The organism is Campylobacter sp. MIT 99-7217 (assembly GCF_006864365.1).
Classification (GTDB): domain Bacteria; phylum Campylobacterota; class Campylobacteria; order Campylobacterales; family Campylobacteraceae; genus Campylobacter_D.
The window spans coordinates 1-23555 of the sequence record NZ_QHLJ01000012.1; the positions used below are offsets into that span (position 1 = coordinate 1).

Consider the following 23555-nt stretch of genomic DNA (forward strand, 5'->3'; position numbering starts at 1 on the left):
TTTTAAGCTTTCTTTGTTTTCATTTATCTTGCTTTCAAGCTCAGTTTTTAAAGGCTCTAGTTTTTGATTAAGTTCAGCTTCATCAATGCCAGCTTTAAAATTTGAAAGGCTTTCATTTATCAGCTCATTTGCCTTGCTCTCATCTATCTTCAAATCTAGCTTTTCATTCACAGGGTTTAAGGCTGTGTTTATGAGAGCATTTACAGCCTTTTCATCCACACTTTGCGTGGCTAGGGCTTGATTGATTTTAGAGCTTATGCTTGCTTCATCTATGCCTTTTAAAGTAAGCTTTTCATCGATTTTAGTGCTTAATAAAGCTTCATCGATAGTTCCAGCTTCGCCACGCTCTCCTTGTATGCCTTGAAGTCCTTGTTCGCCCTTTTCACCCTTTTCGCCTTTTTCGCCTTTTTCGCCTTTTGGCAAAAGTTCTTTATTTTGTTTTAAAAACTCTTTTAAAGCCTCTTCATCAAAACTTAAATCAAGCTCTTTAAGCTCTTCTTGAATGAGCTTTTGAATTTGTGCTTCATCAGCACCCTCAAGCTTTTCAAGCTCTTTAGAAAGCAAGCTTAATCTTTGCTCGGTTAAGCTCTTAAAAGGCTCAAGGGATTTTAAAGCCTCAGCTATAAGCTCTTGCACCTGCTCTTTGTCTAGTTCTTTTTCAAGCGGTGGCTTGATAGGAGAAGACGGGTTTAAAAGCTGATTTTTAGTAGGATTGTAAAAGACCTCGTAGCTCACTTACCCTCCTTTTTAAAAAGAAATTTCAAGGTGTGATAAAGATTGCAAGCGTTGTAAAAAAGCTTGATTTTAAGCTTGCTTACGCCGATTGTATGCATCGCTTCTTTAAACATGAGATCAGCAAGCTTGTAATCTTTTCTTGAGCTAGCTTTTTCACATAAAAAGTCATGCACCACAACCGCACTTAAATACTCAGGCGAGTTTGGCGGAAAAAAGCTCCACAAAAAGCGTGGGATATCTGCTCCGTTTGTGATAAAGCCAGCTTTAATGCTAAGCTCATAAAGTCCAAAAAAGCCCTCTTTATTTAGCAAAATGGCACATTCATAATCTTGCATAAGCTCGTATTTGTCTTTTGAATGCGGCTTTACAACAACTCTTCTTACCTCGCTCATCTTACTCCTCCCAGATAAACTCAAGCCTTGCAAAAGGTAGATTTATAGCTTGTATATGATAAAAAGCATTTTTTGCATGTTTTTCGTAGTGATACTCACGCATGGCTTTTGTGGTGAAAAAAAGAAAATTTCTAGAGTCTTTTTCGTAATTTTTAGCATTTGCTCTTAAAAAATCACTAATATCCAAAACATAATACCCATTCACATTCAAAGCCTCATTTTCTAGCTTTGAAAAGTATAACTGCTTACTTGCAATGTGTGGGATTTTCTGCCTTTTTTCATCGCCATAAATTTGTGCTTTTCCACCAAGTAACATTAAATGCACAAAATTATCAATGCTTTCTTTTGAGTTTATAAACAAGGATTGTTTTTTGATGAAAAGCTTGATTTCATCGTTTTTACTCAGTCTTTTTAAGGAGTATATATCATCCTTTTCAAAATCAAGCTCATTTAATTTATCATTTATGCTTAGATAAAAATTGCTTCTATCATAAATTTGGCTTAAGATTTCATCTTGTTTTATGATATTTTCTAAAGAATTTTTACTTTCTTTTAGCTCAAAGCTTATATTTGGCATTCTGTGCTCTTTTAGCTTTTCGATTTGATTTTGCCTTAAAAACTCGTCTAGACTTTCTTTAGCTAAAACTTTATTTGGCTTATAAATTTCAGGATTGTTTTTATAAATTTCTTTTTGCAAGGCACAAGTGTAAGATTTACCAAGTCCTGTGTCCTTTCTTTCTATAGAACAAGATGCCTTACAAAGATGAAAATACTCGCATTCTAAGCAGTCTTTGCTAAGATTTAAGGAATTTTCTAAAATTCTTATATTTGCAACCGCTCTTGCTCTAATGCTTTCAAAGTCTTGCTTAAAGACATTGCCACTTCTTAGACTTGCCACAGCTTGGCTTCGGTGGCAGATAAAGGCATTGCCATTTTTTTGTATAAGCATTCTATCGCCATCAGCACAATTCGTGCAGTTCGTGCAGTATCCTCCCAAAAATTCTTTAAACCATATATGCTCAACAGCAAAGGCGTATTTTGTGTTTTTAAGCCTTTGCCTTAAGGCTTTGTAAAACTCAAGCATTTTTTTATCCTCTGCCATTTTAAAAGAAGCATTTGCGTTTTTGCTTTGGTAAGCAAACATGATGTAAAAATTATTTGCCATATCAAAACCAAGCTTTTCAAGTCTAAAAATATCTTGCAAAAACTCATCTGCGTCCAAATACTCGCTAGTCATGGTCGCTGAAAACTGCTTAAAATGCGGATAAGTGCTTAAAAGCTCTATCATTTTTAAGGTTTTTTCTAGCGTTGAGTTGCCATTTTTTAAAATGCGGTTTTTCTCGTGCATTTTTAAAGGCAAATCCACACTCCCACTAATGCCAACCTCATTTAAAACGAAGGTATCAAAAAACTTGTCTAAATTATAAAGATTAGTTTTTAAGTGTATGAAATGCTTCGCAGGGCTTAGCTTGTTGAAAAATTTGATATAGTCTAAATTGTCTTTTTTATACTCATTTATAGCCTTTAAAAGCTCTTTAACATCGTTTAAATCACTAGCTGTAAGCTCAGCTCCATGCAACATTATATCTTTTATGATGACTTTTTGCTCTTTAAGAGTGGCAGCTATTTTTTTAAATTGCTCTGCCATATCTTGCGTTTTTTCTTTTCTGTTTGTAAGCTTGCCAAGATAGCAGTAAGAGCAAGCAAAATTGCAATATGAATTTGGCACAAAGGTTAAACTAAGCCCTCTCATCAAAGCTCCTTAGCTTTTTTAAAAAGTTCATCTACAAACTCATCACTTAAATTTGCAGCTTTTTGAAAAGATAAAATCAAAGGATTATTTCTTTCAAACTCTGTTGCATACTCCCAGCTGATCTGAGTTTTCTTATCAGAGCTTGCAATCATTTCTTCTATATCATCTAAAAGCTCGTTTTCTAAAAGTATGAGTTTTGCTTGTCTTATGCTTATCTTTCTTGGCACGCCTTTTTCATCATACTCTTTTAAACGCAAAGACATTAAAAAGCTTTTATCTATAAGCTCATCAACTTCAGCCTTTAGTGTGCTTTGTGCGATTTGCTTTAAGCTTGGTATGTTTTCTTGGTATTTATCCACCTTTAAATTGGCTTCTTGTTTTTCTTCTTCGCTCATCTCATCAAAGGGCTTAATGCCCCAAACTAAGGTATAAATGTCCCAAATAAAAAAGTCGTATTTGTCCTCATCTTTTTCATCTAAGCACCTTTGTAAAGAATTTACGCACTCTTTTACATGCTTGGCTTTGTTAAGGCTTTTTATATCTTTTAAGCCATTTAGCTTTTCTAATTTTGTTTTGATGTGTTCTAAAAGCTCTTTTGCTCTTGCTTTTTGTTCTTCGTTTAAATCATAAAACATTTTCAACTACTTCCTCCATTGTTGCCAGAGATATATGGCTGATAAGTATTTATGTAAGTTTGATAAATCCCGTTTAGATAAAATGTATGTCTCGAATAACCGCTTCCATATCCTCCAGTAGATGCTACAGTAAGCTTTGGCACACTAGAGTTTATCTTACTTGTAAGCTCAGTTCTTAAAGCATTGACTAGCTTTTGTGCTGTGTTTGCATTTTCTTTTTGATTGATCAGTGCTATAAGCTCAGCTTTTAACTTTGTATCAAGGCTACTAGCCACACCTTTATCTTCTTTAGTGTCTATTAAAATTTTAAGCTCGTTTTCTAAATTGCTCATATCAAGCTTAAGTTCAAGCTTAATCTCATTCACATAATCCCTACTTGCCATGATCACGCTAGGATCTATTTTAAGCAAAACCTCGCTTGCATTTTTAAGCTCCATTGTGATTTTAATGAGCAGTTCTTTAGCAGAGCCCTCGCTTAAAAGTGGTTTGTAAGTTGTGGGCAAATTCCCCACCGCTAGCAAAGCTCCCTCATCATCATAAATGCCGATCAAATTGATCTCAAAGCCACCTACATTGCTTGGCACGAGACATTCTACATGCACATAATGCTTATTTTTATCATCGATGTATTTTGAGTTGATATTTGCTTCATAAACGATATTTGAAAGCGTGCTTATATCTTCATTTGGCACTAAAACATCGGAGCTAAGCTTAAAGCTTGCGATATTTACTCCATTACCACTAGCTCTTGCAGCGATAAATTTTGCAATGCCCACCTTTGTTAAAATCGTATAAAATTTACTTTCATTCACTAACGCACCTCCTGTGTATTTAAAGTTTGATGAAGCCTTTCAGCCACAAATGCACTCATTGCCATAAAACTTTGAGCTTTAGGCTCGATTTTTGTTCTTTGATAGGGTAAAAGTTCTATTTTTTCAGAACCACTGCTCACACTTGCATTAAAGCTTTCATTAGGGCTTTGAAGCTCAAGTGTGATACTTTCTAAAACTGAACGCACATTTTTATACTCTAAAATGAGGCGATCAAGCTGGGTAAAGGTTCTTTGATTAAAGGGCTTATCCTTGCTTGTTACCTTGACCTTAAAATGATAAGGCTTACCCTCATACTCAAACCACTCTTTCAAAGTAGCCGTATCAAAGACCGTTTTTAAGGCTTCTTTGATCGCAAAGGCTGTGCCGTTGTATCGATCTAAGAGTAAGGCTTTGCTTATAAGCTTTCTAGCCTCTTTTTCTTCTAAGCCATCAATGCTTACATCATAAGCATTTGCTAAGACTGGTAAAAGCCTTTTATCGCAATTTAAAGCCAAATTTGTGATACTAGCTAAATTTAAATCCTCAAATCTAGCCTTTGCACTTAAGTCAATGGCTTTGCTTTGTTTTGGGTGGTGAGCTAAAATTAAACTCATAGACTAGCCTTTTCATAACTAAGTAAAAAGCTTAGCTCTGCAAACTCATCATCAGCAATTATTATGTCCTTTAGTGGCAAGTCCTTGAGCTCTTCGCCTTTTTCATTTGCAAGCCTTTCTTTTATGCTTAAAATTTCACTTTTATAAACTCCATCTTGATGTAAGCATTTATATAAAAAGCCAAGTGCTAAATCCACACTTAAATCAAAATCTTTTTGTAAAGCGTTAATCTTCGTGCTTATTTCATTAGCTCTGCTTAGCTCTAAAAGCAAAAGCTTAGCTTCTATGATAAATTCTCTTTTTTTAGCAAGACTGGCGCTTACTTCATCGGTTAAGGGTCTTGTCTCATCTGCACTTAAATACTCTTTGACCACATCAAGACTTGTTTCATCTTCGCTTTTAATGATGACTCTAACCTTTCCAGGTCCATTATTTAAAGCCTTTATGGAAGCTATTTTGCTGCTTGCACTTAAAGCGTGATAGATATAAGCTTTCTCGCTTCCTGCAGTTGAAAAACGATGCACGCTCATTACAGCCCTTTGCCTTAAGCTCTCATCGCTTTCCTCGCTTGCTCCACCGCTAAAATACTCAAGTTGTTTGATCTTTGCCACAAAAGGCAGTGGAGTTTGTAAAAACTCACATTTGCTTTCTTTGCTTTGCACAAACTCATCAAGCTCTAAAATACCCTCGCCCTTGCTTTGCCCTTTTTTAATCACCACATCTTCTTTTAAGCTCGCAAGCTCGGCTTTTTCATTTGAAAAAATCGCACCTTTGGGAATGATGACATCATAAGTCAGTAAGGCATTTAATTCAAATTCTACTTTGGCTGTAGGTTTAACCCCTTTTAACCTCTCAATCAAATACCCATTTGCTACCACATTATCCAAATCACTTCCTTTAGCATAATGCAAATAAGTAGCCTTTATGCTTTCATTAATGCGTGCTCTAATTATCATCTCTCTATAAGCAAGAGCCTCTAATACAGCTTTAAAAGGATCAGATTCTAAAAGCTCTACCTCTTCTTTTAAAAAGCTTTTAAAAAGCTCTTCATAATCCTTTAAAAGCTTTTCATAATCAAGCTCTTCTATGATTTGCGGATAAGGAATTTCTTTTAGGAAACTTTGTTTAAAATAGCTATCATTTAAAAGCTCACTCATTGCCAAGCTCCAAATTTAAATTAGGATAATTTTCAAAAAACAAAGCAATGCTTAAAATACCGCTCTTGCATTCATTTAAGCGAGCTCCTTTAAGTCTTACTCTTTTTTCCCACTTTGAAATAGCTTCTGCTGTATATCTAGTAAGCTTGATCTTAAAATCATCATCGATTTTTCTATCAATTAGCGTATAAAGCAAAGAGCCATACTCTGGTCTCATCACTCTACTGCCTAAAGGAGTGATTAAAATGTCCTTAATGCTTTCTTCAATGCTTACCATATAGCTCATTTTAATCCTTTATAAAATTCAAAAGCATTTTCTAACATTTGGGAAAAGCCTAAAAATGTAAAAGCTATAAAAAATCCTATAAAAATGCTTTTAATAAAGAAGTTTAAATTTAAAAAAGCATAAAACGCACTCATACAAAAGAGCATAAAAAAGATTAAATAAAATGAAAATAAAAACAATTCTTTCATAACTTTTCCTATCTTGGCGAAGCTGTAGCACCACAAGTGCAAGCATGTGTGTGATTAGTTAGATCGCCTTTGCTGTCACTGATTTGCCCACTAACTTGTAAATTTCCTATTAAATTTAAATTGCCATTAATGCTAAAGCTTCCACTGCCACCACCTTTGCCACTCGTGCTGATACCGCCTGCAATTTGCGTGTTGCCATTTAGACTAATGCTAGTAGCTTCAACACTGACATTTGAAGCTTTAAGGCTTATGGTGTTAGCCTTTGTGGTATGATTTTGAGCATTTATGAACTTATCTACACAAGTGATATTTATATTTTTACTCACATCAAGCTTTAAAGTGCTTGTCTGGCTGTTGTATTCTAAATGTGTTCCATCTTCAAAGTGTATATTGAAGGTGTTGTTATCAGTATTTTTAGGGCTGTGCTTTTCTTGATAAAGTCCTCTTAAAATTACACCTGAGTTTAAATCCCCTCGAACAGGCATTACCAAAACTTGCTCTCCTATTCTTAAAGGACAAAAGCTTACAGCATAAGAATTAGCCATGCAGGCAAAGACACTTAAATAATCAGTTACCATTTCGCCGATAGCAACCCTAGCTTTATCCCCTTTGATATCGCAAATTATGCCAAGCTCGTTCATTTTAAAACCTTTGAAATGATCAAATCACTATTATCGCTAAGCCACTCACAAACCATTTCATTTTCCCTTGCTAACTCTATGATAGAATCAATAGTTTTTTTGCAAATTTGCAAATTTAAAGCTTTAATATCCACTTTTTGCGGTGCTTTAATAGCCCAATAAGTTTTTGCATATTTGTTTAAAGCTTCCAAAGTATCAATATCAAGCTGATTTTCACTAGCTGCTTCTAAAAATCTTTCAAACTCACCAATTAACGCATTTAAAAATATAGCCTCTTTGTTTTCTAAGTCTTTTTCATCTCTTAAGGCAGCAAGTTTTAGGCTCTCCCAATCAATACCCTTGCTAAAATCATCTTTTTTCATAAAATATATGCCTTGCCTACTAAGTCCTGTTAAAACGCATATATCCTTAATGCTTTTTCCTTGTATAAAAAGGTTTTTAGCAAGTTCTTTTTTACTCATAATTTTCCTTTAATTTGGGCTAATTATATTTTTTATTTTTTTTAAAATCAGTCTATATATGACTTAAATAGGTGGCTTTAAAACATTTTTTAGCTTATGATTATGCAAAAAATAAAGGCTTTGAATGCATGATTTATTATTAGAACTTAATGCAAAGTTGATAAATGAAAAAGTAAAAATTTCTCCTATTGGCAAGGCTGTGGGACTAGATGGAAGAGTTTTTAAAATAGATGGCTTAAAGCTCATTGAAAATATACAAAAAAATGGACTTGATATAGCATTAAATCTTAATCACCAAGGAGGAGAAGCTTATGGCTGGTTTGATAAAAATTCATTAGAGTTAAGGCAAGATGGCATTTATGCAAGCCTTGAATTAACTCCAAAAGGAAAGGAGCTTGTTGAAAGTAAGGCTTTTAGGTATTTAAGCCCTGAGTATTATGTGGATAATGATAAAAATGTTATCCATTTGGACGCTATGGGACTTGTTAATCAGCCAAATCTTTTAAACAGGGCTTTAAATAAAGCCAAATCATTGATAAATAGCACCAAAAATTCAAAGTCGAGCACCCCACGAAGTGGGACGGGGGCTTTAGCATTTGGTTCTTTAGGCGGACTTGGTTCGCCGTTAAAAGAACATCAAAAAGAAAGGAACGCAATGAACGAGGAAGAATTGCAAGATTTACAAAAATTAGCCGAGGAAGCAGAGGTAAAGGCTGAAAATTTAGAAGATACTGCCACACAAGCAGAGGAAAAAGCAACTCAGGGGGAAAATCCTAACACCGAGCTTGAGGATTTGAGAAAAGAAAACGAAGAGCTTAAGGCAAAGTTAGCAGAACTTAGCGCAAAACTAGAAGCTTCTTTAAATAAAAATGAAGAAGTGGAGGCTGAATTTAACAAAAAACGCCTTGATTCTCTTTTGCAAAATGGGCTTATTTTGCCTAATCGCTACCAAAAAGCTCTTAATATGAAAGGTAAGATTTTAGAAGATTATCTTGATGTATGCAAAAAAGAAGCAGGTATTATCTTAGGCAAAAAAGAAATGAATTTTACAAGCAAAAGAAAAGAGCTTAACGCTTATGAAGCAAAAGTTTTCAAACAACTTGGAATCAAAGGAGATAAATAATGGCTTTTACAGAATTAAGCACTGCTTATATGCAAGCAGTAAATAAAGGCTTTAGCACTATTTTTAACAATGCTCTTGAGGGTGGAAACAAAGATTATGAAAAATTTGCAATGGTAACAAATGCAAATTCTTTGGTTGTGGAGTATCAATTTTTAGCCTCTTTGCCAAAAATGCGTGAGTGGATAGGAGATCGTCAATTTGGCAAACTTAAAGGGCAAGGCTATACCATCACCAAAAAAGACTGGGAAAGCTCTATCGAAGTTCCACGAGATGTGATAACTTATGATAATTTAGGAATAGTAAGACCACAAATTGAAATGCTAGCTTATGAAGTGCAAAACCATTATAATGATCTTATTTTCACGCTTTTAGAGCAAAATGAAACCTGCTTTGATGGCAAGAAATTTTTTGCAAATGATCATGATATCGGAGGAGTAGGCTTTTCAAATTTAGGCGACAAAAAGCTTAGTGCTGAAAGCTTGATGAATGCACGCAAAAATATGAGAGCCTTAGTCAATGAAAGCGGCAGGGTCTTAAATATAAATCCAGCTCTTTTGGTCGTTCCTTTAAGCCTTGAAGCTAAAGCCCTTGAGATTGTTAATAGTGATTTGATTAATGGCTCAAGCAATGTCTTTAAAGGAGTTGTAGAGGTATTTACAAGTGCAAATTTAAGCGATCAAGATGCTTGGTATTTGATTGATAATACTAAGCCGATTAAGCCTTTGATTTTGCAGATAAATAAAGGGGCTGAGTTCGTTGCTAAAGATAATCCAACAGATGAAGCTGCTTTTATGCGTAAGACTTTTCAGTATGGCATCGATAGCGAGGATAACGCAGGTTATGGACTTTGGCAACTTGCTTATAAATCAAGCGGAAAGGTGGAATAAATGGATAATATCGCTTCAGCTAATAAGCTTAGAAAACAAAATGAAAATTTAAAACCAAAAGAAGATGATGGCGAAAAAGAAAAAGCTTTGTTTTTGGAAGAAAAGCAAGAATTTGAAAGACAAAAGAAAGAATTTGAACAAGAAAAAGCTTTATTTTTAAGCAAGCAGCAAGAAAGCTTAGATGAGCAAAGCAAGGCTGATGAGTCTTCAAAAAATAAAGAAGCAAAAAAAGCAAAAGAGGGCAAATGACACCTTTGCTCACTCCTCCTAAAATGCTAGCTCTTACTTTAAAAGAGCTAGCCCTCATGCAAAGAGCACAAGCAAATTTGGCTAATATCGATGAGATCACAAGAGAGATTGTCGCAAGAGCAAGCAAGGATGCGGACGAGTTTTGTGCTAGAAAGAATGTGCCTGATTTCATTTGGGAGGATTTTGCTTATATTCGCATAAAAATTTATCTTAAAATCGTTCTTGATGAAGAAGATAAACTTTTGCTCGAACAAGCGATTAAAAGAGTGGAAAAAGCCAGCGAAATTTTAGAAGATGGCACTTTTAGCACACTTAAATTAAGGGTTTTAGAGCGAAAAGATAGATTTTAGTCTTTTGGCTGGACGCCCTTGTGCTTTATCCTAGTTTAGTTTTTGTTTTAAGGCTGGACGGGGTAGGCCTTTAGTAAAGCGACTTTAAACGAATTTACTTCGTTTAAAGTGATAGCAAGGTGGGGACGGGTGCGGCCTTGTCTTAGTTTTAAGCCCAGCAAGGTTGGACGGGGAAGGCCTTTAGTAAAGCGAGCTTAAAGGAATTTACTTCCTTTAAGCTGGTAGCATAAAAAAGGATTTAATTTTGACTTTAAAAAAGATGACGACTGATTTGTTAGCACATTTTAAAGCCATAGGTGTGGCAAATTATGAGGATATTAAACAAGGTGGGCTTTATCTAATGCTTGAAAGCTTAACAAGCTTAAATCATCACAAAGATAATGCAAGTTTTAGCCTCATTTTTTCATCTCACACATTCAACAAAGACAAAAACTCAGTCATAGAAAAAGTCGATGAGCTAAGAAGCTTACTTTTTGCTTTTAGTCCCACAAAAAAGCTTTTAACGAGCATTGAGAGCGGTTTTATTTCAAACTCGCTTTTTGCTTATCGCTTGAAATTTAGCGTGGAGATTTTTTCAATGGCTGAAGAATTAGAAGAAGAAGATATTTTAAAGGAACTTTAATGAAAGACAATGCGTATTTTAAAGAAAGCGAGTTTAAATGCAAATGCGGTAAGTGCCAAATGCCTTTAAATGTTCCAAGCGATGAACTTATTGATTTGCTTTGCGAGATAAGAGAGCATTTTAACGCCCCTATCATTATAAATAGTGGCTATCGTTGTGCTACTCATAATGCCAAAGTTGGAGGTGCTAAATCATCTCAGCATACTATAGGTTCGGCGGCTGATTTTGTGGTTAAAGGCGTAAAAACGCAAGTTGTTTATGAATATATTTTAAGCGTTTATGGGCAAAGAGCCTTAGGAATTGCCATAAAACACAATTTTAAAGATCCTTTTGCAGGCTTCGTGCATTTAGATACAAGAGGCAAGAAAGCAAGATGGACTTATTCGTAAAAAAGGTTTTGTATGTTTGATTTTATTTTATCTAAATTTTTAAGTCCAGCAAAAATAGCTCTTTTTTCTTTGGCTCTTTTTTGTGCTTTTTTGTATTTGAAAAACCATAGCTTAGTTTTAGAAAATGAAAGCTTAAAACTTAAAGCCTTGCATTTAAACTCTGAATTAAGTGTCTTTGAAAGCAAGATAAAAGAACAAAACAAAGCTATTGATAAATTAAGGCTTGAGTTAAAGCCAAAAGAGGTTTTAAAAGAAGTTTTAAAGGTGGATAAGGTTTTTGTTAAAGATAAAAGCTGTGAAAGCGAGCTTAAAGCTTATAAAGAACTTTTTTCTATCTTAGGAGCAAAAAAATGAGAATTTTCCTACTAATCATACCCTTTGTTTTAAGTGCTTGTGGCTCTAAAGACACTTTAATCAAAACAGAGTTTAAAGAGCTTAAAATTCCTATCAAATGTCCCTTAAAACTTCCTTTAAAACCTTTTGATTATGGGGATTTAGAAAGTGCGAAAAAAATCAGCAAATATTATTTAGAAGCTGAAAGCATAGCAAAGATTTGCACAGGAGATAAAGATGAAACAAGAGAGTAAAACAATGAGTCAAAAAACGATTTTAAAAGAGCTTTTTATATGCTTTTTGTTTTCAGCTTTTGCTTTAGGGCTTTTTTATGTATTTGAAATTTTTACAAGGAACTAGCGATGAAATTAGAAGATGTATTTGTGTATATAATCTTAATGTTGGTAAGTTTGATAGCTGGACTTGTAGGCATAATAACTAAAAATAAATTAAGCAAGGCTCTTAATCTAAAAGGCAAATTTGCACTCTTTTTGAAAGGTATGCTTGGCTCTATGTTTGTGGCTTATTTAGTTTTTGAGTTTGTAAGTTATCTTAATTTTGACACAAAGTTAAGCGTTGCGGTGGGTGGTTTTGCAGCTTATATGGGAACTGATGCCTTGCTTAAAATAGAACAGCTGCTAGAAAAGCTTATAAATAAAAAATTAGATAAGTTATAGCCCTTTGTATTAGCCTTTGTCTTTTAAAAGGTTTTAAATGCGTTTTAAAGCTTTTTAAACATAGTTTTTGGATAAAGAAAAATAAAAGATGAAATAAAAAATGGATAAATTAGAAATCAACGAGATAAAAGCAAGACTAAAAGCACTAAAATTTAACCATAAAGAAGATAAAAATTTAAGAAGGCAAAGAATTATAAAGCAAGGCTTTAAAGCCTTTGTTTTTGAATACTTCCCTCATCATATCAATTTTATCGAAGAAGAAAGCAGTATTTTTAGAAATTTCATTTATGATAATATAGACAAATTAGAAAAGAAAAATAATCATCTTTGTTTCAAAGCTTATCGTGGCAGTGCTAAAACCACGCTTTTAGTAAGGCTTTTTACGCTTTACTCGCTTTTAAGCGATAAAAAACAATACGCCCTTATAATTAGCTCCACGCTTGACATCGCAAGCGAAAGCATTGCTACGATTAAGGCTGAGCTTGAGGAAAATGCTAAATTAATAAATGATTTTGAAATAAAACTAGGCGATGAATGGACTAGTGAAGCTATAGTTTTTACAAGTTTAAAAGCTCATAAAAAAATCAAAGCCTTTGGAAGTGGCAAAAAGATAAGAGGGACGAATTATCTTGGCAAAAGACCTGATTTGATAATTTGCGATGATATAGAAAATGATGAAAATGTAGAGAGCAAAACTCAAAGAGATAAGCTTTATAAATGGTTTAATAAAGCCATTTTAAAGCTTGTTGCAAGAACGCAAAATAATTATTTATATTTAGTCGTTGGAACTATTTTGCACCAAGATAGTCTTTTAAACCGCTTAAATGATGATAAACGCTTTTTGATTTATGATTTTCCGCTTGTGCTAAGTTTCCCTGACAAACTTGATTTAATCGATAAAAACAATATTTTAAAAAGTGATTTAAAGGGCTTTAAATTAGACGATGAGAATTTAAATAAGATAGAAATTTTAAAAGAGTATTTTGCAGACACGCAAAGCTTTTTTAGCGAGTATCAAAACAAAGCCTTAAGCAATGAAAATGCTATTTTTAGCGAGTATAAAGGCATTGATAAAGAGCAGGATTTTGATTTGGTAGTTTTAGGCATTGACCCTGCACTTGGAAAGGCTAAGGGGGATTATTTTGCCATTGCAGAGCTTAAAAGAGTGGAAAAAAACAAATTTCATCTAAAAGCAAGTGGATATAAAATCACTCCTAGCAAAATGATAGATGTGATATTAAAGCTTTACATCAAATATCTAAGTCTTGGCAAGGTGGTAAAAATAGCCATTGAAACCATAGCCTTTCAAGAGTTCTTTAAAGATAAGCTCAAAGAAGAGGCTCTAAAGCTTGGCATAATTTTAAGCGTTTGCGAGCTTAAAAACAAGGTTGCCAAAGAGCTTCGCATAGATAGCCTCGCTCCTTATATAAACGATGGCACGATTTTAGTGGATACAAACTCAAATTTACTTATAGAAGAAATGCTCACTTATCCAAAATCAGCACACGATGACTTACTTGATGCAAGCGAAATGGCTTTTAGGATAGCCTCTAGTGCAGGAAATGCTGATTATAAAGCCATCAACCGCCTTATAAAAAAGAAAAGTTTTAAGAAGGGTTTTTTATGAAAGAGGGGCTAAATTTGGCTTTTAAAGCCAACAAGGCAATGATGGGCTTGACCTTTATTTTGGCTTAGCTCTTTTATCCAGCAAGGCTTGGCGGGTGCGGCCTTTAGCAGTGCTAGCTTAAAGGAATTTACTTCCTTTAAGCTGATAGCAAGGTGGGGTCGGGGCAGGCCTTTATTCTAGTCTAGTCTTTAAGTCAAGTTAGGTGGGGTCGGGGCAGGCCTTTATTCTAGTCTAGTCTTTAAGTCAAGTTAGGTGGGGTCGGGGCAGGCCTTTAGTAAAGCTACTTTAAACGAATTTACTTCGTTTAAAGTGATAGCATAGAAAGGATTTTCGTGAGGATATTAAATAAAACAGCAAGAAAAAGTGTAGCAAGTAGTGTTGATTTTGATAGTATAGTAAGTGCTTTAAATAGCGAAAATTTCAGCGAACTTATAAGCATTTATGATTATTTTAAACGCTTTGATCCACAAATTGCAAGTGAAGTTATGAAAAGGCGTTTTAAGATGTGTTCTTTTCCTATGTTTATCACTTGCCAAAACGAAGAGCAAAGAACTTTTTTGCAAAATTATATCGCTAAAAGCGATTTTAGAAAATTTGTCTTTGAGATGAGTGCGGCTGTTGTTTATGGTTTTGCAGGCTTTTTGCTTGAATGGAAGGTAAAAGATACAAGCGTTTTGCCAAACCTTAAATACATCAGCCCAAGATTTTTTTCAATGGACGATAAAGAAAGATTGTTTATCTACAATGAGGCAAAAAAGCTTTTTATAGATGAGTGTGATGATATATTTTTGCATTTACATCCAAGCGATTCAGGAACTTTTATAGAACAAGCCCTTTTTTATAATGTCGTAAGCATAGCTGTTTTAAAGCAACTTGCCATGAGTAAAAATATCTCTTATCTTGATAATCTCTCAGTTCCGCCCATTATCGCAAAAACTGACAAGGCTAGTGATAAGAAAGAAATAGAAGAAATGCTTGATGAACTTTATCATTTAAGATCTGCAAGTGTAGGTATTTTTGGCAAAGAAGACATGATCGAGCTTTTAAACTCAGGTCTTAGCACTTCTACTTTTACAGACTTTTTAAGATATTGTGATGAAGCCATTTCAAAGCTCATAAGCGGTCAGGTTTTAGCAGGAAATGCTGTGCAAAATGGCACGCAAGCCTTAGGTAATGTGCATGAAGAAGTGCGTCTTAATGTAGGCGAAATGGATACGCTTTTTTTAGCTAAAAGCATACAAAAATTATTAGAACAGGTTTTAAAGCTTAATTTTGCGAGCCCTGCTGAATTTGAGTTTATTTTTGATACTAACAAAGAAATTGATGAGCAGTATTTAGCTAGTATTTATAGCATTATTACGCAAATGGGTTATGAAATTCCTGCTGAGTTTATCTCTAAAACCTTTAGGATTGAGGGCTTAAAGAAAAAAGAGCAAAGTAGTGATACCTTTGGGCTTAATTCTTTAATGCTAGAAAAAAATAAACGCCTTAGTAAAGATAAAATAGAACTAAACTCTGAAGCTGAAGATGAAGTTAGTGATGAAATTTATGAAAAGATTAAAGCCTTTTGGGATACTTGCCAAAGTTATGAAGAGCTAGAGGATAAAATTTTCAAAGAGTATCCAAACATAAGCTTTGAAAAACTAAAAGAAAGTTTAGATAAAAAAATCGCCCTTGCTTCTATGCAAGCTCTTTTGGATACTGGCAATGAATAGTATTTTTAACAAAAGCCCTGATGAAGCTTATGAGTATTTACAAAACAAAGGCTTAAAAACAAGCTTTAGATATCAAGACATTCAAAAACAAGCTCACGATAAAGCTTTTACAGCTGCTGGCATTATGAAAACTGACATTTTAAACGACTTGCACGAAGAAATAAAAAAGGCGATGAAAGAAGGGACTAATTTTAACGAGTTTAAAGCTAATTTAAAAGAGCTTTTAAGCTCTAAAGGCTGGTATGGTAAAAAAGAGATTACAAATCAGGCAACAGGCGAAAAAAGGATAATCAACATAGACGCAAACAGGCTAAAAACGATTTATCATACGAATATGCAAAGTGCTTACGCAAAGGCAAGAGCAACTCAGCTTCAAAGCTTTAAATACAAAACCTACTGGGTTTATAAATGTGCTTTATTAGAAAATTCAAGAAGCGAGCATGCAAAGCTTCATAATTGTGCCATACACAAAGATGATGATTTTTGGAAAACTTCTTTTCCTCCAAATGATTATAACTGCAAATGCAAGGTCATAGCAGTAAGTGAAAGTGAGGCAAAAGCAAAATATAAAATTTTAACAAATCCAAAAAGCATTGCTTCTAAAAATTTCGCTTATGATAAAAGGGAAAATACACAAATTCCTATTCAAAGCAAAAGTAGCTTAGATGAAAGCTTACAAAATTTGCCTAAAATTTCAAGCTACGATAACTTAAGCGATGATGAGCTGATAAAAAAGGTTTATGAAGCCTTTAATGTAACTAAGGGAAGTTTGATTGTAGATAAGATAGGAGATAGTATAAATCTAGATGATAGCTTTTTTACAAATCTTAAAACAGGCACTTCAAAGATAAGGAAAAATAATCGTCATTTTTATATTGATTATTTTCCTAAGCTTATAAACGATACTGATGAAATTTATCTTAGTTTTGAAAAAGATCCAAGATTTAAAGGCTTTACTAAAAAAACTTATATCAAGTATTTTTATGATAATGGACGCAAGGCTCTGCTTATGGTCGTAAATCAAAGGGGCAATGAAAGCAACAATAAAACTTTGTTTTTAAGTGAAGAAGATAAATATCTACAAGAGATTAAAAGAGAGAGCAAGCTTATTTATAGGAAGTAAAAGAGGGCTCAGTAACATGCTAAAGACGACGCGCCCTATCTATCATTTTGCATATACTTGACATTTACTTCGTGAAGTAATTATAAAAAATATTATCTTAAAATTCTATAAATCAAGGCAAAGTTGTTTATAGGAAACAAGTAGCTAGTGGCTAAGAGTTTAAGGAAGTAGAGCCCGCGCCACATCTGGGTTGCCTTAAATCATAATAGCTACTTAACTGAGATTATAAAAAATATTATTTTAAAGTCTGCTTAAACAAAGTGTAGAGCATATCCTTTGTTTGCTCCTCAATATCTTTTGCCACTCTTTGATTGATACTTAGTTTTTCATCTATAGGTAAAAAAGCCCTTGCTACTACTTTTTTACTTCCAAATTGATGCACACTAGCATAAGCAAAGCCCTTATAAGTAGCATTAAGTGCGACATAAGCTCTATCATTTTCTACTCCATTTGTAAGCGAGCTTTGCATAGAACCTGTTGCAAAGAGCTTTTTAGTATGCATGATCTTTTGAGCTTTTCTTGAGTTTATAGTGCTTTGTTTTAAAGCAGGCCATTTTTTACCAAAGCTGTCTTGTTCTTTTTCTAAATTTTCTTTACTTTCTTTATAAAGCGTTTCAGCAATGATCTCTTTTAAGATGATTTGCTTTTGTTCTTTTTCTAAATTTTCGCACTTTTTTAGAAGATTTTCAAGACCCTTTAATTCAAAGTGCTTCATCAAAAAGTCCTTTTTGAGTTTCTTTTATATAAACTTCAAGATATTTATCAACCTTAACAAGCTCAATGGAAGTAAAAGTATAACCGCACTTAACACATCTTCTAAATCTTTCATTTGTGTCGCTTTTAACGGTCTTTAAAACAGCAGTCTTTTCATTCGCACATCTTGGGCAAAACACTATAATTTCCTTGTATTAAAAGCTGGGGAAACAAAGCCTTAGTCTAACCTAGTTTTTTCCTCCAGTTTGGTTAGGACGGGCTTGGCCTTCAGTGAGGCTACTTTAAACGAATTTACTTCGTTTAAAGTGATAGCCATAGGCTGGACGGGCGTAGCCTTTAGCAAAGCTAGCCTAAATGAGCTTTGCTTATTTAGGCTCTTAGCATAGAAATTATAGCTAAAAATTTAATTTTTTTTCACAGCTACTATCTTTTCAAGCACATAAATCATCGTGTTATAGTCTTTTTTGCTAAGTTCATCTAAGGATAAAACAACTTTTTTCAATGTCTTTTTGCAAAGCAAGAGAAAATTTAAGTATTTTATATCAGCAAGTTCTAAAAGAGCTAAAAGATAAGCTCTTTGCTTTAATGTGCTATCTTTTTGATAAAGTAAGGCTCTTCCTTTGATATCAGGCTCAAGATATAAAAAATTCTCTAATTTTCCGTCTAAGATATCAAGACAAATTTTAAGCTCATCAATGCTTAAATCCTTAGAGCTTGTGGTCTTAAAAGTAAGACTTAAAAAATCTTGCCAACTATTAGTTTGAATATGTTCTTTATAGCCTTTGTGCATGTGAATTTTAGCTAAAAGCTGTTTTCTTAATCTGGCTTGTTTGGCATTCATTAAACCTCCTTTAAAACTTAAGCAAACCCACCTTAGTGGGCTTGTTAAGCATTAATTATGCTTGTTCTAAACTGCTATATGGAAGATCTTTCACCCTTAATCCTTTTAAAATCTTCTTCCTTTTTTAGCTCCTCAAAAAGTAGCTTAGCCAAATTCTTGGCTAAATCTTCTTTCATCTCTAAGAACAAAGTTTGAAAGTTTTCAAACATAAAGCGAGTATTTTCATCTTCCAAAATCTCGTTTAAAATCTCGGTTTGTTCTTCTGCATCTAAGCTGTTAAACTTTGATAAAAACTCTTCTTTTTTCATCCTCAATCCTTTAACTCAAGATTTTCTATCTTTGGCTCTATTCTAAAATTATCTTTTACAACCCTTTTAAGCCCAAGTTTCACTAAGGTGCTATCCTCAAGCTCCACAATGGCTTCTTTGTTAAGCTCTTCTTTGTAAGTTATGCACTCATTAAGCCCATAACTTTTAAGTGCTTTGATAAGAGCTTCAAGCTTTTCTTTCACTCTTGGCAAGGATACGCTTTTGCTTAAGCGGTAAGCAACTTTTCCAAAGGTAAATTCCTTGCTTCTTTTTTCAGCAAATTCATGCTTGTTGTTTTCGCAAAAAGTTGTAATGCATTGCTCTAAATACCTAAGCTCATCGCTTAAAACCTTTATTTCTCCAGCCCTTGCTTCTTTAAGTTCATTGCAAGCTAAGGTTACCTCGCCATTGATCTTTTCAATGGCAACGCTAAGTTCAGCCACTTTTTTAAGTGCTAAATTTACATCTTCTAAATTGTTTATTTGCATTTAAATCACCTTTTAAATTGAATTTTTTAATCTGATAATCCCAAAAAACCACCCCATATCTTAAAAGCACAGCGTGCTTACTTTTTTTCTTAACTATCCTTAAGCGTGCCTTGGGTGGATCAAGACAACAAGGCTTTTGCACACTCAAAGTGGCAACTCCAAAACAAGCTCCTTAATGCCAAGCTCTTTAGCTAATGCTAATTCATCTTGCATGCCCTTTGAATGCTTTGCATCTTTATGCGTGCTAAGATAGATATAATCACATGTCTTTAAAAGCTCTTTTCCCATTTTTAAAGCCTGTTCTCTGTGCTTGTTTTCATCTAAAAAGCTAAATTGCAAAATAGGCGAAATAGGCGTAAAGCTTTCATACTCACGCATGATCTTTAAGCATTCTTGCTGGGCTATGCTTATTGCCAGTGCTTTTCTTTGACTTTCCCTTACAGCTAAAGCTTTGTATGGACTTGCTATATAAACTAATGCCATCTTTTTCTCCTTAAAATTTTCCTTACTATATACTCAGGATAAGCTCCTTTTACGACATCTACAAATGCACCATTTTGTTTATAATAAATACTTAGTCCCTTAACCTCAAACAAAGAAGGACTATAATCAGCCCTCTCACCTCTAATCATTCTTAACATCTTCTTCCTCCTTGTATCGAATTTTTTCTTTTTGCTTTTTCATTTTGTATCAAATCAATCGTCTCAAAGATAGCTTGCCATTTGTCTTTGTTTTTAGGACTTTTTAGCTTTTTAATAGCCTCGCAGTAAGTTCTATAAACAAGTGCCCTTGAAATGCCAAGCTCTTTGGCGATATCTTCAAAACTCACAAAATAACCATCTCACTAGCACTAGCTAATAACTCATCATTAAGCTCGCATTCTTCAAGTTCTGCAAGTCTTAAAGCCTTTTTCAAAAGCTTTGCTGAGCTTCTAAAATTGCCATTACTAAATTTAAAATAGCCCTTACCAAAAAACTCATCGCTTTCATCCTTGCTAAGCCCTCTCATCATCCACTTTCCACAAATCCTTGAGTAAAGCTGTCTTAGCTCCTTGTTTTTACCCATTAAATTTTTGTATAAAATCTCAGTTCCCACCAAGATCAAAGGCACTCTAGCAAAATCAGCAATACGCCTTAAATCCTCCAAAGCCTTTAATGGCAAATACTCAGCCTCATCGACTATTAAAATCTTTTCATTTGCCTTTAAAAACCTAGCAATAGCCTTAAGCTTAGAAGCGTTATTGCTGCTTGCTTCTATCTTAAGAGCGTTTAAAAGCTCATCAAGCATTACGCCCACGCTTGTATGACAAGTTGCTTCGATTAAGATCGCTTGAGGCTTATTTTTGATAAACTCATTTATAATGGTGGTTTTTCCAGTGCCAGCCTCGCCAAAGATCAAAGCTATCTCTTTTTCATTGACCGCCTCGCTCATCACAAAGCTAGCCATAGAAAAATCAGAGCTTTTAAAGATCTTTTCTTCTTTAGGCTCACTTGTTTGCCTATCTTTATGATTTGCGATAAAATCTCTTATCTTTTTGCTCCACAAAGCCACATCGCCCTTATAAGTACCTGATTTAATCTGCGAGATCAAAGAAGCACTCGCCCCAATCGCCCTAGCTAATGCTGAGGGCTTCATACCACTAAGCTCTAAAAAGCTTTCAAGCTCTTTACTTAATTCTTGCATATTCAATCCTTTGTAATTTAAGCCTTTTAAAAAGGCTTTTAAAAACTTTTAAAGTGTGTTTAAATAGACTTTAAAAGCTTTTAAAAACCTTAATACCCTGCCTTTTTGGCTGCGTTTTCCCATTTTATGAACCTTTTTTCCTGCGTATTTGAGCTAACTTTGCTAGCCAAATGCTTAAAATCCCCATTGCTTACTAGCCTAGCTGAAAACTCAAGCTCATCTTTAGCATTATTGCTGACCCTTGTTTTTGGAGGTTTTGTTTTTTGAAGTTCTTTTTTACCAAGCTCTAGGTATTTTTTCATATTTTTTTCTAAAAGCTCTCTTTGCTCATCGATCTTGTTTTTATTTGCTTTTAAGGCTCTATTTACAAGCTTTCTAGCCTCTTTTGCCTCCTCAATGCTTACTCCTTGTTCTAAGTCTAGGTTATTTGCCACGCAAAGAAGCTCTTTTTGCTTGTCAAAGCAAAAAATTTCGTTTTGATTATTAAGATTTTCACACACAAAGACTTCTTCGTGCGTGTATAGTTTTGGATTATAAAAGAAGCTTCCATTTAGGCTAAGCCCCTTACTTAAAACCTTTCTAAGTCTTAGCTCTCCACCTAAATACATACTTAAACTAAGCTCATCCATAGCTTGGGCATCTTCTATCTTTGCTTCATAGCTTTGCTTTGGTGTAGCACCAAGCCTATCAAGCCATTTGTTATTCATAAAATATAAGGCATAATCATCTATGCACTCTCTCATATAATCAAGGGTCTTAAGCCTTCTTTGATTTGTCTTGTAGCCCTTTTTAAGCCTTCTTTCTCTTTTAGAATAAAAAAACTCAATGGCTTGCCTCTCTTTAATATTAGCCCCTATATAACCCACTAAATTAGCAGTGAGTGAGTTTTGCAAGTCTTTAAATTTACTTTCCACATAAGGCTTAGCCCAGCCACTATATGCTGGCATTGCTTTATATTTTATATTAAGCCTTTCTAAAAGAGCCTTAGTATTTTTACTTAAAAAGGCTTTGCCATTGTCTGAATGTATGCATTTAGGCAGGCCATAAGTGCTGATGTATTTAGCGATAGCTCTTGCTATGCTTAAGCTATCCTCTGCAAAACCCAGATAAAAGCTAGCAACCCCACTATAAGTATCAATTAAAGAAATGATTGTGTATCTTTTATGCCAAGAGCATTCATCACCTTTTAAGCCGTATTTTTCATTGATAAAATCCACCTTGCAAATGGCATCAAGAGGGCTAGCATCAATTTCTACTATCTCATTAATAGTATTAACCCTCCAATTACTGACACCAAGAGCTGGTAAATGGCGGCTTATGGCTCCGTCTTCTCCATGTAAAATGATATTTTTAATAAGCTTGTTTTCTTTGAGGTATTTTTTCATAGCCCTTAAAACGCACTCATAGCTTATAAACTCATCTTTTTTGCCTAAAAAATCTTTTAAGGATAGTTTTCCCTCACTTGCCATTTCATAATTTATAATGCGGTGGATATTTGAAGCATTAAGCCTTCCTTTTTGAGCTAGCAAGGTATTTATGAAAAGCTCTTTTATCCCAAGTTTTTCAAGCTCATCTATTCTTTTGTTTTCTCTTTTATCTATGAGGGAATTAAGTCCATCTTTCAAATAGGCTTTTTGCCACATAAAAAGCTTGTTTTGCGTGAGCTTAAAGCTGTATAGTTTTTTGGCATTGATATAGCTTATAAACTCACTCGTGCTTAGCTTGCCTTTGGCTTTTTGCCATTGTTTAATTACCCTTGCTTTTTCCAAGGCTAAATTTTGCTTTTTAGCATTTGCTTTGGCAAAGTCGCTTAAGTTATTTGTATTATTTATAAGTAAATCATCTTCTGTGTTTAAGCTCTCATCTAGTATGCTATTTGCTTTATTGCTTAGTAAATTTTGCTTTACTAGCTCTTTTAAGCTTACTTTTGTAGTATTTTTACTTAGCTCATCTTTACTAGTTTCTGAGTTTTGAGAGCTCAAATTGCTAGCTTTCTTACTAGAGCCAAGCTCACATTCGCCCATCTTGTTTTTTATCTTAGAGTTTTTAAGCAAAAGATTATCATTTAATGCCTTGCTTAAAGGCTCTTTTTGTGTATTTGCCTTGTTTAAAAGTTCATTTTGTGTCTTAGTGTTGATTAAAGCTTGTATATTTGCCTTGCTTAAATCAAACTCTTTGGCACTTTGTGCTTTGTCTAAAAACTCACAGCTTATATCTTCTATGCTAAAGCCTTGCTCTACTAGCTTTGCTTCTTCCTTGCTTAAAGGTTTAGACCAGATTTGCAGGGTTTTACCGGCATGACCCTTACCTGAGGTGTATTTATATGAAAATATTTTCGTATTAACATATAAAATTTTTTCACTATTTTCAATAGCTTTTTTTGCTTTCTTTTGCAAATTTCTTAATCCAATGGAATAACTATCGCAAAATATATTAGCATTTACCCACATTAAGCCACCTCAAAGCCTTCTTTTTCAAGTAGCTCTTTAAGCTCCTTAGCCCTGCCTCTTACTCCTTTAGTTTGACCAAAAGACATATTTAAAAGCAAATTATAATCCGCCTCACTCAGTCCCTTAGATCTAGCCCAAGTGCGAAGTTTAAAGCCTTTTTGGCTCATTTGCTTAGTAAGCGAAGTATGATTTTTTCTCATTTTTACCTTTCTTGTGGTATAATCACACTTAACCGCCTACAAGATGTAAGCGGAAAAGTGATTTATAGCTTGAGCTTGAAAATAAAACAGATTTTCCAAGCT

Annotated in this window: 33 protein-coding genes and 1 pseudogene; 13 read left to right on the top strand and 21 right to left on the bottom strand. The window is 34.1% G+C overall.

What is annotated here, in order from left to right; translation table 11 throughout:
• The 10 genes and pseudogenes from DMB92_RS08355 to DMB92_RS08405 form a co-directional block, all read right to left on the bottom strand.
• Positions 1–735: pseudogene (locus DMB92_RS08355) on the bottom strand (hypothetical protein); the annotation flags it as partial.
• Positions 732–1127 (bottom strand): DUF1353 domain-containing protein, encoded by a 396-nt coding sequence (locus DMB92_RS08360; protein ID WP_142682608.1) that lies wholly within the window; start codon positions 1125–1127, stop codon positions 732–734. The gene DMB92_RS08360 and the pseudogene DMB92_RS08355, both read right to left, overlap by 4 nt.
• A gap of 1 nt (position 1128) precedes the next feature.
• On the bottom strand, positions 1129–2880 hold the full coding sequence (locus DMB92_RS08365; protein ID WP_142682609.1) for a radical SAM/SPASM domain-containing protein: 1752 nt from the start codon (positions 2878–2880) through the stop codon (positions 1129–1131).
• On the bottom strand, positions 2880–3515 hold the full coding sequence (locus tag DMB92_RS08370; protein WP_142682658.1) for a hypothetical protein: 636 nt from the start codon (positions 3513–3515) through the stop codon (positions 2880–2882). Before DMB92_RS08370 ends, DMB92_RS08365 begins: the two co-directional genes overlap by 1 nt.
• Before the next feature lie 2 nt (positions 3516–3517).
• A complete protein-coding gene (locus DMB92_RS08375; RefSeq protein ID WP_142682610.1) occupies positions 3518–4327 on the bottom strand; it encodes a phage tail protein in 810 nt (269 codons plus the stop codon).
• Complete coding sequence (locus DMB92_RS08380; protein WP_142682611.1) at positions 4327–4941, bottom strand: phage tail protein I; 615 nt, start codon at positions 4939–4941, stop codon at positions 4327–4329. Before DMB92_RS08380 ends, DMB92_RS08375 begins: the two co-directional genes overlap by 1 nt.
• The gene (locus DMB92_RS08385; RefSeq protein ID WP_142682612.1) at positions 4938–6098 is read right to left on the bottom strand and encodes a baseplate J/gp47 family protein; all 1161 of its coding nucleotides are present in this window, start codon (positions 6096–6098) and stop codon (positions 4938–4940) included. The genes DMB92_RS08380 and DMB92_RS08385 overlap by 4 nt, the downstream gene beginning before the upstream one ends.
• A complete protein-coding gene (locus tag DMB92_RS08390; protein ID WP_142682613.1) occupies positions 6091–6384 on the bottom strand; it encodes a GPW/gp25 family protein in 294 nt (97 codons plus the stop codon). The genes DMB92_RS08385 and DMB92_RS08390 overlap by 8 nt, the downstream gene beginning before the upstream one ends.
• A 196-nt stretch (positions 6385–6580) precedes the next feature.
• Positions 6581–7213 (bottom strand): phage baseplate assembly protein V, encoded by a 633-nt coding sequence (locus DMB92_RS08400; RefSeq protein ID WP_142682615.1) that lies wholly within the window; start codon positions 7211–7213, stop codon positions 6581–6583.
• Positions 7210–7674, bottom strand: coding sequence for a DUF1804 family protein (locus tag DMB92_RS08405; RefSeq protein ID WP_142682616.1), 465 nt, complete (start codon positions 7672–7674; stop codon positions 7210–7212). The genes DMB92_RS08400 and DMB92_RS08405 overlap by 4 nt, the downstream gene beginning before the upstream one ends.
• 124 nt (positions 7675–7798) lie before the next feature.
• Here DMB92_RS08405 and DMB92_RS08410 point away from each other — a divergent pair, with 124 nt between their 5' ends.
• The 12 genes from DMB92_RS08410 to DMB92_RS08465 all read left to right on the top strand — a co-directional run bounded on the left by DMB92_RS08410 (position 7799) and on the right by DMB92_RS08465 (position 16769).
• Positions 7799–8797, top strand: a complete 999-nt coding sequence (locus DMB92_RS08410) for a phage protease (RefSeq protein ID WP_142682617.1) — start codon at positions 7799–7801, stop codon at positions 8795–8797.
• Positions 8797–9684, top strand: a complete 888-nt coding sequence (locus DMB92_RS08415; protein WP_142682618.1) for a Mu-like prophage major head subunit gpT family protein — start codon at positions 8797–8799, stop codon at positions 9682–9684. The genes DMB92_RS08410 and DMB92_RS08415 overlap by 1 nt, the downstream gene beginning before the upstream one ends.
• Positions 9685–9933 (top strand): hypothetical protein, encoded by a 249-nt coding sequence (locus DMB92_RS08420; protein ID WP_142682619.1) that lies wholly within the window; start codon positions 9685–9687, stop codon positions 9931–9933.
• Positions 9930–10283 carry a hypothetical protein gene (locus DMB92_RS08425; protein WP_142682620.1) on the top strand — a complete coding sequence of 118 codons (354 nt, stop codon included), beginning with the start codon at positions 9930–9932 and terminating at the stop codon, positions 10281–10283. The genes DMB92_RS08420 and DMB92_RS08425 overlap by 4 nt, the downstream gene beginning before the upstream one ends.
• A 244-nt stretch (positions 10284–10527) precedes the next feature.
• A complete protein-coding gene (locus DMB92_RS08430; RefSeq protein WP_142682621.1) occupies positions 10528–10905 on the top strand; it encodes a hypothetical protein in 378 nt (125 codons plus the stop codon).
• Positions 10905–11294, top strand: coding sequence for a YcbK family protein (locus DMB92_RS08435; RefSeq protein ID WP_142682622.1), 390 nt, complete (start codon positions 10905–10907; stop codon positions 11292–11294). Before DMB92_RS08430 ends, DMB92_RS08435 begins: the two co-directional genes overlap by 1 nt.
• Before the next feature lie 12 nt (positions 11295–11306).
• Positions 11307–11648 (top strand): polyphosphate polymerase domain-containing protein, encoded by a 342-nt coding sequence (locus DMB92_RS08440; RefSeq protein WP_142682623.1) that lies wholly within the window; start codon positions 11307–11309, stop codon positions 11646–11648.
• Positions 11645–11881, top strand: coding sequence for a hypothetical protein (locus DMB92_RS08445; protein WP_142682624.1), 237 nt, complete (start codon positions 11645–11647; stop codon positions 11879–11881). Before DMB92_RS08440 ends, DMB92_RS08445 begins: the two co-directional genes overlap by 4 nt.
• A 108-nt stretch (positions 11882–11989) precedes the next feature.
• Entirely contained in the window at positions 11990–12304 is a 315-nt protein-coding gene (locus DMB92_RS08450; protein WP_142682625.1) for a phage holin family protein, read from the top strand.
• Positions 12305–12404: 100 nt separating this feature from the next.
• Positions 12405–13931 (top strand): phage terminase large subunit, encoded by a 1527-nt coding sequence (terL, locus tag DMB92_RS08455; protein WP_142682626.1) that lies wholly within the window; start codon positions 12405–12407, stop codon positions 13929–13931.
• Positions 13932–14263: 332 nt separating this feature from the next.
• Entirely contained in the window at positions 14264–15646 is a 1383-nt protein-coding gene (locus DMB92_RS08460; RefSeq protein ID WP_142682627.1) for a DUF935 family protein, read from the top strand.
• Positions 15639–16769, top strand: a complete 1131-nt coding sequence (locus DMB92_RS08465; RefSeq protein ID WP_142682628.1) for a phage minor head protein — start codon at positions 15639–15641, stop codon at positions 16767–16769. Before DMB92_RS08460 ends, DMB92_RS08465 begins: the two co-directional genes overlap by 8 nt.
• Before the next feature lie 235 nt (positions 16770–17004).
• Here DMB92_RS08465 and DMB92_RS08470 read toward each other — a convergent pair whose 3' ends face one another.
• Both DMB92_RS08470 and DMB92_RS08475 read right to left on the bottom strand, forming a co-directional pair.
• Positions 17005–17484 (bottom strand): phage virion morphogenesis protein, encoded by a 480-nt coding sequence (locus DMB92_RS08470; RefSeq protein ID WP_142682629.1) that lies wholly within the window; start codon positions 17482–17484, stop codon positions 17005–17007.
• Positions 17471–17662, bottom strand: coding sequence for a hypothetical protein (locus tag DMB92_RS08475; protein ID WP_142682630.1), 192 nt, complete (start codon positions 17660–17662; stop codon positions 17471–17473). The genes DMB92_RS08470 and DMB92_RS08475 overlap by 14 nt, the downstream gene beginning before the upstream one ends.
• Positions 17663–17743: 81 nt before the next feature.
• Between DMB92_RS08475 and DMB92_RS09445 the strand changes: the two genes are divergently transcribed.
• Positions 17744–17869, top strand: a complete 126-nt coding sequence (locus DMB92_RS09445) for a hypothetical protein (RefSeq protein ID WP_260604789.1) — start codon at positions 17744–17746, stop codon at positions 17867–17869.
• Positions 17870–17886: 17 nt separating this feature from the next.
• Here the strand turns inward: DMB92_RS09445 and DMB92_RS08480 are convergent, their stop codons facing one another.
• The 9 genes from DMB92_RS08480 to DMB92_RS08520 all read right to left on the bottom strand — a co-directional run bounded on the left by DMB92_RS08480 (position 17887) and on the right by DMB92_RS08520 (position 23453).
• Positions 17887–18324: a hypothetical protein gene (locus tag DMB92_RS08480; RefSeq protein WP_142682631.1), complete on the bottom strand. Its 438-nt coding sequence runs from the start codon at positions 18322–18324 to the stop codon at positions 17887–17889.
• A gap of 74 nt (positions 18325–18398) precedes the next feature.
• Entirely contained in the window at positions 18399–18632 is a 234-nt protein-coding gene (locus tag DMB92_RS08485) for a hypothetical protein (RefSeq protein WP_142682632.1), read from the bottom strand.
• Between the two features lie 2 nt (positions 18633–18634).
• Positions 18635–19120, bottom strand: a complete 486-nt coding sequence (locus DMB92_RS08490; RefSeq protein WP_142682633.1) for a host-nuclease inhibitor Gam family protein — start codon at positions 19118–19120, stop codon at positions 18635–18637.
• Between the two features lie 144 nt (positions 19121–19264).
• On the bottom strand, positions 19265–19603 hold the full coding sequence (locus DMB92_RS08500) for a DUF4406 domain-containing protein (protein WP_142682635.1): 339 nt from the start codon (positions 19601–19603) through the stop codon (positions 19265–19267).
• Entirely contained in the window at positions 19594–19761 is a 168-nt protein-coding gene (locus tag DMB92_RS09200; RefSeq protein ID WP_185900186.1) for a hypothetical protein, read from the bottom strand. Before DMB92_RS09200 ends, DMB92_RS08500 begins: the two co-directional genes overlap by 10 nt.
• Positions 19755–19949 carry a sigma-70 family RNA polymerase sigma factor gene (locus DMB92_RS08505; protein WP_142682636.1) on the bottom strand — a complete coding sequence of 65 codons (195 nt, stop codon included), beginning with the start codon at positions 19947–19949 and terminating at the stop codon, positions 19755–19757. Before DMB92_RS08505 ends, DMB92_RS09200 begins: the two co-directional genes overlap by 7 nt.
• Entirely contained in the window at positions 19946–20803 is an 858-nt protein-coding gene (locus tag DMB92_RS08510; RefSeq protein WP_142682637.1) for an AAA family ATPase, read from the bottom strand. Before DMB92_RS08510 ends, DMB92_RS08505 begins: the two co-directional genes overlap by 4 nt.
• An 89-nt stretch (positions 20804–20892) precedes the next feature.
• Positions 20893–23253, bottom strand: coding sequence for a Mu transposase C-terminal domain-containing protein (locus tag DMB92_RS08515; RefSeq protein ID WP_142682638.1), 2361 nt, complete (start codon positions 23251–23253; stop codon positions 20893–20895).
• A complete protein-coding gene (locus DMB92_RS08520) occupies positions 23253–23453 on the bottom strand; it encodes a hypothetical protein (RefSeq protein WP_142682639.1) in 201 nt (66 codons plus the stop codon). Before DMB92_RS08520 ends, DMB92_RS08515 begins: the two co-directional genes overlap by 1 nt.
• Positions 23454–23555: the final 102 nt, after the last annotated feature.

Coding starts and splice junctions, on each gene's coding strand:
- DMB92_RS08360 (WP_142682608.1), bottom strand. CDS start 1,127: ATGAGCGAGGTAAGAAGAGTTGTTGTAAAGCCGCATTCAAAAGACAAA.
- DMB92_RS08440 (WP_142682623.1), top strand. CDS start 11,307: ATGTTTGATTTTATTTTATCTAAATTTTTAAGTCCAGCAAAAATAGCT.
- DMB92_RS08480 (WP_142682631.1), bottom strand. CDS start 18,324: ATGAATGCCAAACAAGCCAGATTAAGAAAACAGCTTTTAGCTAAAATT.
- DMB92_RS08470 (WP_142682629.1), bottom strand. CDS start 17,484: ATGAAGCACTTTGAATTAAAGGGTCTTGAAAATCTTCTAAAAAAGTGC.
- DMB92_RS08515 (WP_142682638.1), bottom strand. CDS start 23,253: ATGTGGGTAAATGCTAATATATTTTGCGATAGTTATTCCATTGGATTA.
- DMB92_RS08500 (WP_142682635.1), bottom strand. CDS start 19,603: ATGGCATTAGTTTATATAGCAAGTCCATACAAAGCTTTAGCTGTAAGG.
- DMB92_RS08445 (WP_142682624.1), top strand. CDS start 11,645: ATGAGAATTTTCCTACTAATCATACCCTTTGTTTTAAGTGCTTGTGGC.
- DMB92_RS09200 (WP_185900186.1), bottom strand. CDS start 19,761: ATGTTAAGAATGATTAGAGGTGAGAGGGCTGATTATAGTCCTTCTTTG.
- DMB92_RS08390 (WP_142682613.1), bottom strand. CDS start 6,384: ATGAGCTATATGGTAAGCATTGAAGAAAGCATTAAGGACATTTTAATC.
- DMB92_RS08465 (WP_142682628.1), top strand. CDS start 15,639: ATGAATAGTATTTTTAACAAAAGCCCTGATGAAGCTTATGAGTATTTA.
- DMB92_RS08370 (WP_142682658.1), bottom strand. CDS start 3,515: ATGTTTTATGATTTAAACGAAGAACAAAAAGCAAGAGCAAAAGAGCTT.
- DMB92_RS08510 (WP_142682637.1), bottom strand. CDS start 20,803: ATGCAAGAATTAAGTAAAGAGCTTGAAAGCTTTTTAGAGCTTAGTGGT.
- DMB92_RS08365 (WP_142682609.1), bottom strand. CDS start 2,880: ATGAGAGGGCTTAGTTTAACCTTTGTGCCAAATTCATATTGCAATTTT.
- DMB92_RS08450 (WP_142682625.1), top strand. CDS start 11,990: ATGAAATTAGAAGATGTATTTGTGTATATAATCTTAATGTTGGTAAGT.
- DMB92_RS08485 (WP_142682632.1), bottom strand. CDS start 18,632: ATGAAAAAAGAAGAGTTTTTATCAAAGTTTAACAGCTTAGATGCAGAA.
- DMB92_RS08420 (WP_142682619.1), top strand. CDS start 9,685: ATGGATAATATCGCTTCAGCTAATAAGCTTAGAAAACAAAATGAAAAT.
- terL (WP_142682626.1), top strand. CDS start 12,405: ATGGATAAATTAGAAATCAACGAGATAAAAGCAAGACTAAAAGCACTA.
- DMB92_RS08435 (WP_142682622.1), top strand. CDS start 10,905: ATGAAAGACAATGCGTATTTTAAAGAAAGCGAGTTTAAATGCAAATGC.
- DMB92_RS08425 (WP_142682620.1), top strand. CDS start 9,930: ATGACACCTTTGCTCACTCCTCCTAAAATGCTAGCTCTTACTTTAAAA.
- DMB92_RS08385 (WP_142682612.1), bottom strand. CDS start 6,098: ATGAGTGAGCTTTTAAATGATAGCTATTTTAAACAAAGTTTCCTAAAA.
- DMB92_RS08520 (WP_142682639.1), bottom strand. CDS start 23,453: ATGAGAAAAAATCATACTTCGCTTACTAAGCAAATGAGCCAAAAAGGC.
- DMB92_RS08400 (WP_142682615.1), bottom strand. CDS start 7,213: ATGAACGAGCTTGGCATAATTTGCGATATCAAAGGGGATAAAGCTAGG.
- DMB92_RS08405 (WP_142682616.1), bottom strand. CDS start 7,674: ATGAGTAAAAAAGAACTTGCTAAAAACCTTTTTATACAAGGAAAAAGC.
- DMB92_RS08380 (WP_142682611.1), bottom strand. CDS start 4,941: ATGAGTTTAATTTTAGCTCACCACCCAAAACAAAGCAAAGCCATTGAC.
- DMB92_RS08490 (WP_142682633.1), bottom strand. CDS start 19,120: ATGCAAATAAACAATTTAGAAGATGTAAATTTAGCACTTAAAAAAGTG.
- DMB92_RS08410 (WP_142682617.1), top strand. CDS start 7,799: ATGCATGATTTATTATTAGAACTTAATGCAAAGTTGATAAATGAAAAA.
- DMB92_RS08415 (WP_142682618.1), top strand. CDS start 8,797: ATGGCTTTTACAGAATTAAGCACTGCTTATATGCAAGCAGTAAATAAA.